Raw genomic sequence first — 14,108 nt, forward strand, 5'->3', positions numbered from 1 at the left:
CCGGCTGACTTAGCTATTGCGCAGCCATGTCTTCCAGGCGATCCACAGCTTGCGCAGCGGGGTCAGCGCGATGCGCTGGTTCAGCACCTGGAAATCGCTGCGTTCGATTTCGTCGAGCAAGGCGTGGTAGATGGCTCCCATCAGCAGGCCGGCGCGCTGGGCGCGGCGGTCCTGGCGCGGCAGCAGTTCCAGCGCTTCGCGGTACAGTGCGCGCGCGCGTCCGGCGTGGTACTGCATCAGCGCGACAAAGCGCTCGGAATGCTTGCCCTGCAAGATCTCGGAAGCTGGCACCTGGAATCGCTGCAGCGTATCCACCGGCAGGTAGATGCGGCCACGGCGCGCGTCCTCGCCGACGTCGCGCAGGATGTTGACCAGTTGCAGCGACAGCCCCAGCTTTTCGGCGAACACGAGCGTACGCGCCTCGGAGTATCCGAACAGCCGCGCGCTAAGCGTGCCGACCACGCCGGCCACGCAGTGGCAATAGCGGTTCAGGCCGGTTTCGTCGAGATAGCGCGTCTGGGTCAGGTCCATTTCCATGCCGTCCAGCACCTCGGACATCTCGGCGTGCGGCAGGCCGGCGGCCTTGACGTAAGGCTGCAGCGCCTGCGTCACGGGGTGGGTCGGCTCGCCCTCGAAGAGACGGCGCAGTTCACCGCGCCACCAGTCGAGCTGCTGGTGAGCCAGTGCGGGGTCGTGGGTGTCGTCGACCACATCGTCGACTTCGCGGCACCAGGCATACAACGCCGTGATGGCGCGACGGCGTTCCGCGGGTAGGAACAGGAAGCTGTAATAGAAGCTGGAGCCGCTCTGGGCGACCTTCTCTTGGCAATACTGATCGGGCGTCACGCCGGTCTCGGTCTGATGAGGTAGGGGGAAGGCGGGTGGGCTGGCCTGATGCCAACGCCGTGGTCCGATGGTCGCCCGATGGCGAGCGGCACGGGTTGTTGGTGCCCCGCCTGCTGGCGTAGTGGGCGCCAGCGGAGCGCCGGATTGTAGCATTGCGTTATCACTAACCCGCTGGCTCCCTGGATGGGCAAGTCGTCGCTCAGGTGTACGCATTTCACGCTGTTCATCCGTTTGGAGGAAAGCTTCGGTAGCCATTCCGGCTGTTTCGTCGCAGGCCGTTTGACGCACCTGAGGGGCCTCGCTATATTGCTGACCGGCCAGTTATTTAATTGCCGGCGTTCATCCATAGCTTATAGTTTGTGTGTTATGGGGCACACAGGCCGGCTGCGCCAGCCTTTCCCACGTTGTCCGATTCGCTGCTTATCCATGCCAGTGCATTGCCAAATGCCGGAAGTCGCGGCCGTTCGTTCCCAGATTGCTCCGTGTTTCCCATCCAGGCCCCGGCTGGCCCGGCTGGGCGCTGTCGTCCTGCTCGGCGTGGCCTTCACGCTGGCCGCCTGTGGCAAGAAGAGCGAGCCGGCGCCGGAGGTTCGGCCGGTGCGCTTGCTGCGGCTGAGCCAGCACACGGGCACGACCGCATTCGAGTTCTCGGGCGACGTCAGGCCACGCATCGAATCACGGCTGGGCTTTCGCGTGGGCGGCAAGATCGCGGCGCGGCTGGTCGATGTCGGCGCGATGGTGCGCAAGGGCCAGCCGCTGGCCCGCCTGGATCCGACCGACCTGTCGCTGGCCGAAGCGGGCTCGCGCGCCCAGTATGAGGCGGCCCGCACGGACCGCGACCTGGCCGCTTCCGACCTCAAGCGCTACAACGAACTCTTCGCCAAGGGCTTTATCAGCGCCGCCGAGCAGCATCGGCGCCAGGCTACCTTCGATGCCGCCGAATCCCGCGTCAAGCAGGCCTCGGCGGGATTGCGCAGCCAGGCCAACCAGACCGCCTATGCCGTATTGCTGGCCGATGCCGACGGCGTGGTGACCGCGGTGGACGCGGAGGTCGGGCAGGTCATCACGCCCGGCCAGTCGGTGATCCGCGTGGCACAGACCGCAGAAAAGGAAGTGGCCATCGGGCTCCCGGAAGACCAGGTCGACCTGTTGCGCGGCACGGCCGAGGTGACGGTGCGCACGTGGGCCGACCCCGGCCGCGCGCTGCCCGCACGCGTGCGCGAGATCGCCGCTGCGGCGGATCCCGTCACCCGCACCTACGCCACGCGCGTTTCGGTGCCCAACCCGCCGGCCGACCTCAAGCTCGGCATGACCGCCGTCGTGACGTTCGTGCGCACTGGCGCGGTGCCCGCGGTACGCGTGCCGCTGACCGCGCTGCTGCAGGAGCAGGGCCGCAACCAGGTCTGGATCTATGACCCTGCCGCCGGCACGGTCCGGCCGGTCCAGGTGACGCTGGGTGACCCGGTGGGCAACGAAATCGAAGTGCGCCAGGGCCTGGCCCCGGGGCAGACCGTCGTCACGGCCGGCGTGCACTTGCTCAAGCCGGGGCAGAAGGTCAGGCCGATGCAGACCGTTGCGCCGGCCTCGGCGACTGGGGCCGCTTCGGCGCCGCAGCAGGGTTGAGGCCGCGGCATGGATCACTCCCGCTTCAACCTGTCGCGCTGGGCCCTGGAACACCAGCCGCTGACGCGCTATTTGCTGGTGGTGCTGCTGCTGGCCGGCATGCTGGCATTTTTCCGCCTGGGCCAGGACGAAGACCCGCCGTTCACCTTCCGCGTGATGGTGGTGCAGGCGTTCTGGCCCGGCGCTACCGCCGAGCAGATCGCGGTGCAGGTCACCGACAAGATCGAGCGGCAACTGCAGGAAGTGCCGTACGCCGACAAGATCCGCAGTTTTTCCAAGCCGGGCGAGACCACGGTCATCTTCCAGCTCAAGGACACGTCGCCGGCCAAGGAGACGCCGCAGATCTGGTACACCGTGCGCAAGAAGATCGGCGATATCGCGCAAACGCTGCCGGCCGGCGTGCGCGGGCCGTACTTCAATGACGAGTTTGGCGACGTGTACGGCAGCATCTACGCACTGTCGGCCGATGGCTTCAACTACAAGGAATTACGCGAGTATGCCGACCTGGTGCGCCAGGAACTGCTGCGCGTGCCCGCGGTGGCCAAAGTGTCGCTGCTCGGCCTGCAGGACGAGAAGATCTACATCGAGTTCAACCAGGCACGGTTCGCCCAGCTCGGGCTCGACATCAATGCCATTGCCGACCAGATCACGCAGCAGAACAACCTGAACGGCAGCGGCGTGCTGGTCACGCCGACCGACAATCTGCAGGTGCGCGTGACGGGGCAGTTCGCCAGCGTGTCGGATCTCGAGAACCTGGTGCTGCGGGGGCCGAACGGCATCGCCAATATCCGCCTTGGCGACATTGCGCATGTGTACCGCGGCTATGTCGATCCGCCGCAGAGCACCATGCGGTACAACGGCAACAACGTCATCGGGCTCGGCATCTCGATGGCGAAGGGCGGCGACATCATCGAGCTGGGCAAGAACCTGCGCGGCGCGTTCGAACGCCTGCGCGGCCAGTTGCCGGTCGGCATCGAGATGGACCAGGTGCAGGACCAGCCGCAGGCCGTCAAGCGCTCGGTGGGCGAGTTCGTGCATGTGCTGATCGAGGCCGTGGTCATCGTGCTCGGCGTCAGCTTTGTCTCGCTGGGCCTGCATACGCGGCCGCTGCGGCTGGATGTGCGCCCCGGCCTGGTGGTGGCCCTGACCATCCCGCTGGTGCTCGCGGTGACGTTCCTGTTCATGAACATCTTTGGCATCGGTCTGCACAAGATATCGCTGGGCGCGCTGATCGTGGCGCTGGGCTTGCTGGTCGATGACGCCATCATTGCCGTGGAGATGATGGTGCGCAAGCTGGAGGAGGGGCTGTCGAAGATGGAGGCCGCGACCTTCGCCTACACCTCCACGGCTATGCCGATGCTGACCGGGACGCTAATCACGGCCGCGGGCTTCCTGCCGGTCGGCCTGGCGAAATCCACGGTCGGCGAATACACCTTCGCCATCTTCGCCGTGACCGCTCTGGCCCTGGTGCTGTCATGGCTGGCGGCCGTCTATTTCACGCCTTACCTGGGCTACCTGCTGCTCAAGTCGCGGTCGGGAGGCGGAGAGCACCACGAGGTTTTCGATACGCCGTTCTACACGGGCTTCCGGCGCCTGGTGGACTGGTGCGTGACCTGGCGCAAGACCGTTATTGCGATCACCCTGGTGACGTTCGCGCTGGGCCTGTACGCATTCAAGTTCGTCGAGAAGCAGTTTTTCCCGGACTCAAGCCGGCCCGAGCTGATGGTTGAGTTGTGGATGCCGGAAGGCACCAGCTTTGCCCAGATGGAATCCGAAGCCAAGCGCTTCGAAGCCGCCATGCGCCGTGACCGCGACGTGCAGAGCCTGACCACCTTTGTCGGCAGCGGCACGCCGCGCTTCTACCTGCCGCTGGACCAGATCTTCCCGCAAAGCAACGTGGCGCAGGTGATCGTGATGCCGGTCAGCGCCGAGGCGCGCGATGCGCTGCGCCAGCGCGTGATCGCGGTGCTGAACAGCCAGTTCTCGCAGTTGCGCGGGCGTGTCAAGCTGCTGCCCAACGGGCCGCCGGTGGCGTACCCGGTGCAGTTCCGCGTGATTGGCCCCGACGCCGCCGGCGTGCGCCAGCTCGCCGACCAGGTCAAGGCGCTGATGCGCGCGAACCCCAACACGGTCGGCGTGAACGACAACTGGAATGAGAGCGTCAAGATGCTGCGCCTGGAGATCGACCAGGACAAGGCCCGTGCGCTGGGCGTGACCACCAGCTCGATCGCGCGCGTCATGCAGACGGTGCTGACCGGCATTCCGGTGGGCCAGTATCGCGACGGCGACAAGCTGATCGACATCATGATGCGCACGCCGCGCAATGAGCGCGACGCCATGTCCGACCTCGGCAATATCCAGGTGCCGACCAACACTGGCCGCGTCGTGCCGCTCACGCAGGTGGCGCGGCTGTCGCTGCGCTCCGAGCCCGGCGTGATCTGGCGCGAGAATCGCGACTTCGGCGTGACCGTGCAGGCCGATGTGGTGGACGGCATCCAGGGGCCCACCGTGACCGCGCAGATCGATCCGCTGCTCAACAAACTGCGTGATCAGCTGCCGCCGGGCTATCGCATTACGGTGGCCGGTGCCGAGGAAGAGAGCGGCAAGGCCGGCGCGTCGATCGCGGCGCAATTGCCGCTGTGCATCTTCCTGATCTTCACGCTGCTCATGCTCCAGCTGCACAGCTTCTCGCGCACGCTGATGGTGTTCCTGACGGGCCCGCTCGGGCTGATCGGGGCCGCCGCCACGCTGCTGCTGCTGCGTGCGCCGATGGGCTTCGTGGCGCAACTGGGCATCACCGCGCTGCTGGGCATGATCATCCGCAACTCGGTGATCCTGGTGGACCAGATCGAACAGGACATCAAGGCCGGCGTGCCGGCCTGGGACGCCATTGTCGAAGCGGCGGTGCGGCGCTGCCGTCCGATCATCCTGACCGCCGCAGCCGCCGTGCTGGCCATGATCCCGCTGTCGCGCTCGCTGTTCTGGGGACCGATGGCCGTGGCCATCATGGGCGGGCTGATTATTGCCACGGTGCTGACGCTGCTGTTCCTGCCGGCGTTGTATGCGGCATGGTTCCGGGTTGCGAAGCCGGAGGCGGGTGCGGGGGCGGGGGCGGTTTGAGACAAGGCGATTCTCAGCTGCACCCTTGCGCCATGGGGGCGAAGCCCCCTGGCTCAATGTCGCCGAGCAACGTGAATCTCTAAAATAAAATTCCCCAGGAATCCACAGTGCCTTTGATTTGAGATAAAGGTCTTTGGGCTTTTGGCCGGCTGCTCTTCATTTTCTTTCCTAATCTAATCGATATTCGGGGAGGAATATGAACAATTCGATGCGACGGGCGCCGGAGATTCCTCAGGCATTTTGGTTGCTTGCCTTACGCGGCTTCATCATCCCCAGCGCAACCATTCTTCAAAATCTGGCCGTCGCCTGGCAACTTTCAAACACCGGCGCATTGACTACTGTGTTCCCGACGATGGTGGCAGTGGGTGCCGCGACCCGGATCGTCAGTGGCTTCCCGGTCGCGCACCTCGTCAGGCAGCGCGGTGCCGCGGCGTGCTGTCATTGGGCCCTATGGGGTGAGAGCACCACGCTGTTGGCAATGGCTGTGGCGCTGTCTGGCACTGGATCCATCTGGTTGTTGGTGCCGCTCGAAATGGCATCGTCCTTTATCGTTACGGTTCTGCTCATCTCCAGGCAGACGTTAGTCAGAAATGTGCTCGCTCGCAGCCAGGGCAGCGAGGCCGCGTCCGGCATCAGTCGGGCCTTGGCCTATGTAAGCAAACTGATACTTCCGGCCGTAGGCGGAAGTATCCTGGTTCTCGTGAATTCAGGCACAGCCCTGGCCTTCTGCAGTGGTGTGCTGGCGGTTGGTGCGCTGCTGTTCAGATCGCGCATGTCGGGCTATGGTGCGGGAAGTGGGGATGGTGATACAGGAGCCGGCTTCGTGCGGAGTGTCGGCAAGTCGTTTGCCTTCTACCGCGAAAATGCAGGCGTGCTGGAGGCGGTCATTCAGATGTCGCTGTTCAATTTCACTCTGGCGCCGCTTGCCGTCATCATTCCTCTTCACATAGCGGGCCTGGCATCTGCCACGTCTCTGGACCTGGGACTATCCGAAGCATGTCTGGGCGGCGGCGCCGTATGCGGTGCGCTTCTGTTCTCCAGAATACGAGGAGGAACGCCAAGCATGCTATTGCTTCCATTGGCCACGGCGAATCTGTCGCTAATGATTTCGGTCTGGCTTGGCGAAGGCGTGGGCCATTTGTTGTTCAATGCATCCCTGTTCGTCGTCGCAATGAGCGTTGCCTATTCGGGCAGCTTGTTTGACGCATTCTTCATCAAATCCATACCAGGCGATATCTACACCAGCATCGTGGGCGTCCAGATGGTAATCATTGGCGTCAGCTATCCGCTTGGTCTCGTTGTTTCGAGCTGGTTCCTCGGCGAAAGGGATTCGATTGCAATCGTTCCGGGGTACAACGCCGTGCTGGTCCTCGCGGTATTCGCACTGCTGCAAGTCCGGCTTGCCAGGCGAGGTACGCGCTGCCAATGCCGGGCTGCAGGCGCTGATGGGCAACCATGAGCGGTCGACGCCCGTGTCCGTCCGTCGCCCCTTGATTGCATGACATTGCCTTCGTCGGCAAGAGAATTGCCAACGGCCGATCGCGCAATGATCACCGCGCGGCTTTGCTGAGGCCGCGTGTCTGCCACTGGCGTTCCGGGCTAATTGCAGAGCGTGCCCGGAACCGGCTTGCCCGAATTCGTCATGCCCTGGCAGGCATCCCCAATGATCAGGGTCGTGTCGCCGGCACTGCCCGGGGCCAGCTTCAGCTTGCCGGCAACCGTGCAGCAGCCACGCGGCGCGGGCACAGACATTGGTGCCGGCGCTGGTGCTGCAACCTGTGCTGCAACGGGAGCTGCCACGGGAGCTGCCACGGGGGCTGCAACTGGTGGAGCAACGGGAGCGGCCACGGGAGCCGGCGTTGCCGGTGCGGTGGTCCTGGCTGGGGATGGAGTGGCCTTGGGCGCGGTGGCGTCCGCCTGATCATCCGCATCAGGGGACACGCATTGGCCCTGCTGGCAAATCCGTTCCCCTTTGCATTGCATGTCGTACTGACAACCAGCAGCCCTGACCGTCGATGACCATGCAAGCGCCATCGAGGCTGCCAACAGCAAGGCACGTAATTTCATATCCCCTCCGTGCGGGGCGGAAGCCCTCCGCACCTTGCAATGCTCTGCAAGCATGCGTTGCGCGTCCCACGACTTCAGCATAGATGGCGGACCACCATCGCGAAAGGCGACGCACATGAGGGCTTGCACTATGTCATTGGAGCGGGGGTGGATTCCCCCCGGCGCTTGCGCTACAATCCGCTGCTTCGTTGCACAGCCGGCGCGCAAGCGCGGCAAGCGGGCGATGCGAGAGGGCGGGCAGTTCCAGCCGCCTTTTTTGCTTTCGCGCGCCATGGCTGCAACGTGCATCGTGGCCCCCTCCGGAGGCCGCAAGGACCGCGAGGGTGGCGAAATTGGTAGACGCACCAGGTTTAGGTCCTGACGCCAGCAATGGTGTAGGGGTTCGAGTCCCCTCCCTCGCACCAATCCCTTCTTCTCAAGTGGCGAGAGGCTGACTTCTCCGCCTGCCGCAGCACACGCCCGCCTTTCCCGGCACCTCGGCTTAGAATGATCCTGCTCCGCCCGTCCGGCGTCACGCGAAAGGACATTGCCATGTGCTATTCCTCCCAGATTCAGGCCGAGTTCCGCAGGTTCGAGCGCGAATACGGCGCGTCGATCAGCATGGAGCGCTTCGTGGAACTGTTCTGGCAGCAGCGCCGCAACGGCGGCTGGCAGCGGATACCCAAGGCGCTGCGCATGACGTTTGCCGAAGCAGGCACGGACGCTTCGCTGGTCGAGGGTGGCGACCGGGAGCAGGCCAACCGGTTCGAGTCTGAAATCTTCCAGCAGCGCACGCGTCTTGCGGAAGCAGAGCACGCGCTTGCGGTGCGGCCGACCAAGAAGGCCGAGGCTGACCGGCGCATTTCGACGGACAAGATCACCCGCGCACAACAGAACCTTGCGGACCTGCAACGACCGGCGCTGACCGAGCAGGATTACCGCCTCTTTCCGGGCTACTACGCGCCCGTGATCATCGCGCAGGGCGATCATCGGGTAGTGGTGCCGATGCGCTATCAATGCCGTCTGCCTGGCTGGACCGAAGCCGACGAACGCAAGCGGCCCGGCACCTACAATGCGCGCCGCGACAACCTGGAGCGCACGTGGCGTCCGTTGTTCGGTCATCGCCACGGCGTGGCGGTGATGACCGCGTTCTACGAGCACGTGCCGCGTCACAAGGCGGAACGTCGCGCGCTGCGGCCGGGCGAGGCGGAGGAGAGCGTCATCCTGGCATTCCATCCGCGCCCGCCGCAGGACATGCTGGTGGCGTGCCTGTGGTCGGTGAGTCCTGGCGAGGAGGAAGGGCAGGACCTGTACTCGTTCGCCGCCATTACCGACGAGCCGCCGCCGGAAGTGGCCGTCGCCGGACACGACCGCTGCATCATTCCTATCCGTCCCGAGCATCTCGGCGCGTGGCTTGACCCCGATGCCTCGGACCTGGCTGCGATGCATGCCATCCTGGACGATCGCCAACCGCTATTCTTCGACTGCAAGCTGGCCGCCTAGCGTGCCGGCATCCACCGATGCGCGGCAAGCCAGGCGAGCCGTTAGCATGCGGAATCATCGAGATCACTACGCCACCCCATGAGCCCCAACCTCGCTTTTCGGCTGTCGCCGCGCATCTGGCGCCTGCTGTTCTGGCTATGCCTGATCGCCGTGCTGGTGCTGGCGCTGATGCCGCCCACGCAACCAGTGCCGACTACGGGCTGGGACAAGGCCAACCACGTGCTCGCCTTCCTGGTGTTGGGCGGGCTAGGCAGGCGGGCTTATGGGCGCCAGCGTACGGCGGTGCTGCTGGCGCTGGTGGGATATGGCGTCCTGATTGAATTGCTCCAGGGCATGACGACGTATCGCGACGCGGATCCGGCGGACGTGCTGGCTGATTCGATCGGCCTGCTGGCTGCCCTGGCGCTGGATTGGTTTCTCACCTGGGCTGGCCGGTTGGGTACCGGCGCTTCCCGCGGTTAGTTTTCTTCCGCTTCGAGCACGAAGCTGGCGCCATTGTCCTGCGCCAGCAGTTCCTTGAGCACCGGCATGGCCTGCTGCAACGATTCCTTGAGTCGCCATGGCGGGTTGACGATGAACATGCCGCTGCCATGCAGGCCGAGTCCGCCCGCGACGGGATGCTTGACGGTCAGGCTGACGTGGAGCCAGCTCTTGAGCTGCAGGTTCTTCAGCTGCACCGGAAGCTGGATCGATTCGCGGCGCTGGACCTGCGGGTACCAGACCGCGTAGACGCCGGTCGCGAAGCGTTGCAGCCCTTCCCGGACGGTCTGCAACGTGCGCGCGTAGTCCTGCTTGTCTTCATAGGACGGGTCGATCAGCACCAGCGCGCGCCGCGGGGGCGGCGGCAGGATCGCGTTGATGCCGCCAAAGCCGTCACCGTCGTAGAGCATGACCTTGCGGCCGGCGCCGCGAAAGTTGTCGCGTAGCACCTGGATTTCCGTGCTGTGCAGTTCGAACAGGCGCAGGCGGTCCTGGTCGCGCAGCATCTGCCAGGCGAGCCACGGCGAGCCTGGATAGTGGCGAAGCTGCCCGTCCGGATTTAGTGCGCGCACCTGGTCCAGATACGCGTCCAGCATGGGCGGCAGCGAGGTGCCGCCGGCGGCGGCGCGCCACAGCGGCGCGATGCCGGTCTCGAACTCCGACTTCTTCTGCGCGTAGGCATGATCCAGCGCATACAGGCCGGCGCCCGCGTGGGTGTCGATATACCAGAACGACTTGTCTTTCTGCGTCAGGTGCTCGAGCAACTGCACCACGACGGCGTGCTTGAGGACATCGGCATGGTTGCCGGCATGGAAGGCGTGACGATAGGACAGCATGGCGGATCAGCGCAGGCGGCGGCCGGGACGGCCGTGCCGGATTCAGGACGGGGCGCTATGCTACCATCCGCCGCGAGTCGCCCCCTGGCTCTCTTTCCTGCTTCTGTCCTGCCTATGCCGCGCGCACTCGAGCCCGTCGAGCCTGTCCTGCCTGCCGAAGGCACCCCTTATTCCCTGCGCAACGACGACGTCCACCACAGTGCGGAAGGCGGCCTCGCGCGGGCGCATCATGTCTTTCTTGCCGGCAACGCGCTGCCACAGGCCTGGGCCGGGCGGGAGCAATTCGTCATCATCGAGACCAGCTTCGGACAAGGGCTGAACTTCCTGGCAACGTGGCAGGCCTGGCGCCAGGATCCCCAGCGCTGCGCCCGCTTGCATTTCGTTTCAATCGAGAAGCATCCGTTCACGCGCCGCGGGCTGGCGCAACTGCACGCCGGGCTGGATGACGTGCAGCCACTCTCCGCCCAGCTTCAGGCTGCGTGGCCCGATGCGCTGCCCGGTCTGCACCGGCTTGCGTTCGAAGATGGCGGTGTGATCCTGACGCTGGCGCTTGGCGATATCGAGACCTTGCTGCCCAAGCTGGTAGCCGGCGCCGATGCGTTCTATCTGGACGGCGTTGCCCCGGCGCGCAATGCGGATATGTGGTCGCCCAAGGTGGTCCGCGGACTGGCGCGCCTGGCGCGGCCGGGTGCCACGCTTACGGCGCATGCGGCGGAGGGCTTCGTGCACCGGGGGCTCCAGGAAGTCGGGTTCGAGGCGCGCCTGGCGCCGGGATCCGGCGACAAGCCGGACATGACCGTTGCCACGTTCCGTCCGGCATGGAAAGTCAGGCGGCATGCGCCGGCCGCTGCCGCAGACTGGAAGGACCGGCATGCCATTGTGATCGGCGCGGGGCTGGCCGGCTGCGCCATGACGGAGCGGCTGGCTTCGCGCGGCTGGCGCGTGACGCTGCTGGACGCCCACGACGGCCCGGCCAGGCAGACATCGTCCCATCGCGCGGCCGCCATGCACGCGCACATATCGGCCGACGACAGCCTGTTGTCCCGCTTGTCGCGCGCGGGCAACCAGTACGCGCTGCGTGCCTGGGCGGCGCTCGCTGCTGCCGGCCATCCGGTTGGCTGGCATGGATGCGGGGTGCTCCAGATCGGCGAGAGCGAAGCGGAAGCCGAAGCGCAGTGTGCGGCGCTGGAAGCGCTCGGTTTGCCCGAGTCCTTCGTACGCTGGATGACGCCCGCGGAAGCGGCGGCGCATCACCGTGCCGGCGTGCCGCGCGGCGGACTCTGGTTCGCCCAGGGCGGATGGGTCGCGCCGCCGGATATCTGCAACGCGCAACTGCGCCGCGCGGGCGATGCCGTCCATGCGAGGTTCGGCGTGCGCGTGGATCGCGTTCGCAGGCAAGACGGGGCGTGGGAGGCTATCGGACACGATGGCGCAATCCTGGCTTCGGCCCCCGTCATGGTCCTGGCGAATGCCCACGAAGCGCCGCGGCTTGTCCCCATGCGGCACCAGGTGGTACGTCGTGTCCGCGGGCAGCTCACGACGCTATCGCAGGAGCAGGTTGGTGCCCTCGGGCAATGGCCAGACTGCGTGGTGACTGGGGCAGGGTACCTGTTGCCGGTGGCAGAAGATGGCCGTGGCCGGGTCGGTTCCAGCTATGAGGCGGATGAAGGGCCGCTGGTCGCGCGGGCGCACGTCCACGCGGAGAATCTGGCTCGGCTTGCCGGCTTGTTGCCCGGGGCCTCCGCGGAAATCCGGCGGCTGGACGTCAGCTGGATGAGCGGGTATGTCGGCGTGCGTACCGTTTCGCACAACCGGCTGCCATTGATCGGTCCGATGCCGGATGAGGCAGCGGCCGCAGCCTCGGCATCGGCATTGCGCGGAGGGCACTTGCGCGATATTCCACGCCTGCCTGGGCTTTACGCCGCACTTGCATATGGCTCGCGCGGCCTCACATGGGCCGCATTGGGTGCGGAACTCCTGGTCAGCCAGATCGAGGGCGAGCCCCTTCCGCTGGAAGCCGACCTAGCCGATGCCGTGGATCCGGCGCGCTTGCTCCTTCGCGCGCTGCGCCATGGGCAAGTCATCGGTGCGCAAGAGCATTCTGGCGGTGCCTCAGGGTAAAAACTGCCGGAACCGGACGGAAATCGTGCGATAATGCTCGTTTTCCGTTCGCGCGGAGCTTGCTATTCGCGGGCACGCGCCAGTGCCGGACTGGCCGGCGCGCAAGCGATTGCGCTACGAACACAACTACATTTCTGGATTGGATCACGACCATGTCGAACGTCATTGAAAACCTCGGCAAACTGGACCGCAAGGTGACCCTGGCCATTCCCAAGGCCGAAGTCGAAAAGGAAAAGCAGGAGCGCCTGGTTCGCCTGTCGAAGACGGTGAAGATGTCGGGCTTCCGTCCGGGCAAAGTGCCGATGAAGATGGTCGAGAAGCAATACGGCCAGCAAGTCGAGTTCGAAGTTCGCTTCGACAAGGCTGCCCGCAAGTTCTTCGACATCACGAAGGAACAGGACGTCAAGGTTGCCGGTCAACCGAAGTTCGAGATCAAGACCGATGGCGTGGGCGCGGACGAAGTCGCGTTCGACGCAACTTTCGAGGTGTACCCGGAAGTCAAGCTGGGTGACCTGACGGGCGCGGAAGTGACCCGCACCAAGACCGAAATCAGCGACGCCGAAATCGACAAGACCATCGACATCCTGCGCAAGCAGCGCGTGCACTACCACGTGCGCGGCGAAGCGGGCGAGCACGGCGACGGCGGCGGCGACGTGACCGCGCAGAACGGCGACCGCGTGACGCTGGACTTCGTCGGCAAGATCGACGACGTGGAATTCCCCGGCGGCAAGGCCGAAGACTTCCCGTTCGTGCTCGGTGAAGGCCGCATGCTGCCCGAGTTCGAGGCCGCCACGCTGGGCCTGAAGGTCGGCGAAAGCAAGAGCTTCCCGCTGTCGTTCCCGGCCGACTATCACGGCAAGGACGTGGCCGGCAAGACCGCCGAGTTCACGGTCACGCTGAAGAAGATCGAGTGGGCCCACCTGCCGGAAGTGAACGATGCGTTCGCCAAGTCGCTGGGTATCGCTGATGGCAGCGTCGAGAAGATGCGCGCCGACATCCGCGAAAACCTCGAGCGCGAAGTGAAGCGCCGCACGCACGCCATGCTGAAGGACCAGGTCATGGACGCGCTGCTGAAGGTAAGCGAGCTGGACGTGCCCAAGGCCCTGATCGAGCAAGACCAGGAGCGCCTGGTGGAAATGGCCCGCCGTGACCTCGAGCAGCGTGGCATGCCGAACGCCAAGGACATGCCGATTCCGGCCGAGATGTTTGCGCAGCAAGCCGAGCGCCGCGTCAAGCTGGGCCTGATCCTGGCCGAGATCGTCAAGGCCCACGGCCTGGAAGCCAAGGCTGACCAGATCAAGGCCGAGATCGAAGACTTCGCCAAGAGCTACGAAGACCCGAAGGAAGTCATGCGCTGGTACTACGGCGACCAGCAGCGCCTGGCCGAGATGGAAGCCTACGTGCTCGAAAACAACGTGGTAAATTTCGTGTGCGACAAGGCCAAGGTCACCGACAAGTCGGTGTCCTTCGAGGAACTGACCGCCGAAGGCAACGCACAGCAGCAAGCCTGAGGTCAGGCATGATTCGCAGCCC

At 65.2% G+C, this 14,108-nt stretch carries 10 protein-coding genes and 1 tRNA gene; 8 read left to right on the forward strand and 3 right to left on the reverse strand.

Annotation, left to right across the window (positions count from 1 at the left end; translation table 11 throughout):
- Positions 1-9: 9 nt before the first annotated feature.
- Complete coding sequence (gene hpnD / locus ACIGJB_RS07075) at positions 10-846, reverse strand: presqualene diphosphate synthase HpnD (protein ID WP_483732000.1); 837 nt, start codon at positions 844-846, stop codon at positions 10-12.
- Between the two features lie 426 nt (positions 847-1,272).
- Here hpnD and ACIGJB_RS07080 point away from each other — a divergent pair, with 426 nt between their 5' ends.
- The 3 genes from ACIGJB_RS07080 to ACIGJB_RS07090 all read left to right on the forward strand — a co-directional run bounded on the left by ACIGJB_RS07080 (position 1,273) and on the right by ACIGJB_RS07090 (position 7,048).
- Positions 1,273-2,469, forward strand: a complete 1,197-nt coding sequence (locus ACIGJB_RS07080) for an efflux RND transporter periplasmic adaptor subunit (protein WP_483732001.1) — start codon at positions 1,273-1,275, stop codon at positions 2,467-2,469.
- 9 nt (positions 2,470-2,478) lie between these two features.
- A complete protein-coding gene (locus ACIGJB_RS07085; RefSeq protein WP_483732002.1) occupies positions 2,479-5,589 on the forward strand; it encodes an efflux RND transporter permease subunit in 3,111 nt (1,036 codons plus the stop codon).
- A 196-nt stretch (positions 5,590-5,785) separates the two neighbouring features.
- Positions 5,786-7,048, forward strand: a complete 1,263-nt coding sequence (locus ACIGJB_RS07090) for an MFS transporter (RefSeq protein WP_483732003.1) — start codon at positions 5,786-5,788, stop codon at positions 7,046-7,048.
- Between the two features lie 140 nt (positions 7,049-7,188).
- Here ACIGJB_RS07090 and ACIGJB_RS07095 read toward each other — a convergent pair whose 3' ends face one another.
- A complete protein-coding gene (locus ACIGJB_RS07095) occupies positions 7,189-7,341 on the reverse strand; it encodes a hypothetical protein (RefSeq protein WP_483711231.1) in 153 nt (50 codons plus the stop codon).
- 632 nt (positions 7,342-7,973) lie between these two features.
- Between ACIGJB_RS07095 and ACIGJB_RS07100 the strand changes: the two genes are divergently transcribed.
- From ACIGJB_RS07100 to ACIGJB_RS07110, 3 genes are all read left to right on the forward strand, one after another.
- Positions 7,974-8,060: transfer RNA gene (locus ACIGJB_RS07100), tRNA-Leu, on the forward strand.
- Positions 8,061-8,187: 127 nt separating this feature from the next.
- Positions 8,188-9,138, forward strand: a complete 951-nt coding sequence (locus ACIGJB_RS07105; RefSeq protein ID WP_483732004.1) for an SOS response-associated peptidase family protein — start codon at positions 8,188-8,190, stop codon at positions 9,136-9,138.
- A gap of 78 nt (positions 9,139-9,216) precedes the next feature.
- Positions 9,217-9,600, forward strand: coding sequence for a VanZ family protein (locus ACIGJB_RS07110; protein ID WP_483732005.1), 384 nt, complete (start codon positions 9,217-9,219; stop codon positions 9,598-9,600).
- On the opposite strand, the gene ACIGJB_RS07115 is transcribed toward ACIGJB_RS07110, so the two are convergent.
- Entirely contained in the window at positions 9,597-10,454 is an 858-nt protein-coding gene (locus tag ACIGJB_RS07115) for a 23S rRNA (adenine(2030)-N(6))-methyltransferase RlmJ (protein WP_483732006.1), read from the reverse strand. The two genes, ACIGJB_RS07110 and ACIGJB_RS07115, sit on opposite strands and share 4 nt — an antisense overlap.
- A 114-nt stretch (positions 10,455-10,568) precedes the next feature.
- On the opposite strand from ACIGJB_RS07115, the gene mnmC reads away from it, so the two are divergent.
- Positions 10,569-12,575 carry a bifunctional tRNA (5-methylaminomethyl-2-thiouridine)(34)-methyltransferase MnmC2/FAD-dependent 5-carboxymethylaminomethyl-2-thiouridine(34) oxidoreductase MnmC1 gene (gene mnmC, locus ACIGJB_RS07120; protein ID WP_483732007.1) on the forward strand — a complete coding sequence of 669 codons (2,007 nt, stop codon included), beginning with the start codon at positions 10,569-10,571 and terminating at the stop codon, positions 12,573-12,575.
- A 152-nt stretch (positions 12,576-12,727) separates the two neighbouring features.
- Positions 12,728-14,086, forward strand: coding sequence for a trigger factor (gene tig, locus ACIGJB_RS07125; RefSeq protein ID WP_483732008.1), 1,359 nt, complete (start codon positions 12,728-12,730; stop codon positions 14,084-14,086).
- The last annotated feature ends 22 nt before the right edge of the window (positions 14,087-14,108 follow it).

This window comes from Cupriavidus sp. C2SS-8b (assembly GCF_057073745.1).

What these genes read in the sequence shown, in the direction of transcription:
- ACIGJB_RS07105 (WP_483732004.1), top strand. Translation starts at nt 8,188, where the DNA reads ATGTGCTATTCCTCCCAGATTCAGGCCGAGTTCCGCAGGTTCGAGCGC.
- ACIGJB_RS07115 (WP_483732006.1), bottom strand. Translation starts at nt 10,454, where the DNA reads ATGCTGTCCTATCGTCACGCCTTCCATGCCGGCAACCATGCCGATGTC.
- ACIGJB_RS07095 (WP_483711231.1), bottom strand. Translation starts at nt 7,341, where the DNA reads ATGTCTGTGCCCGCGCCGCGTGGCTGCTGCACGGTTGCCGGCAAGCTG.
- mnmC (WP_483732007.1), top strand. Translation starts at nt 10,569, where the DNA reads ATGCCGCGCGCACTCGAGCCCGTCGAGCCTGTCCTGCCTGCCGAAGGC.
- ACIGJB_RS07090 (WP_483732003.1), top strand. Translation starts at nt 5,786, where the DNA reads ATGAACAATTCGATGCGACGGGCGCCGGAGATTCCTCAGGCATTTTGG.
- ACIGJB_RS07110 (WP_483732005.1), top strand. Translation starts at nt 9,217, where the DNA reads ATGAGCCCCAACCTCGCTTTTCGGCTGTCGCCGCGCATCTGGCGCCTG.
- tig (WP_483732008.1), top strand. Translation starts at nt 12,728, where the DNA reads ATGTCGAACGTCATTGAAAACCTCGGCAAACTGGACCGCAAGGTGACC.
- ACIGJB_RS07085 (WP_483732002.1), top strand. Translation starts at nt 2,479, where the DNA reads ATGGATCACTCCCGCTTCAACCTGTCGCGCTGGGCCCTGGAACACCAG.
- ACIGJB_RS07080 (WP_483732001.1), top strand. Translation starts at nt 1,273, where the DNA reads ATGCCAGTGCATTGCCAAATGCCGGAAGTCGCGGCCGTTCGTTCCCAG.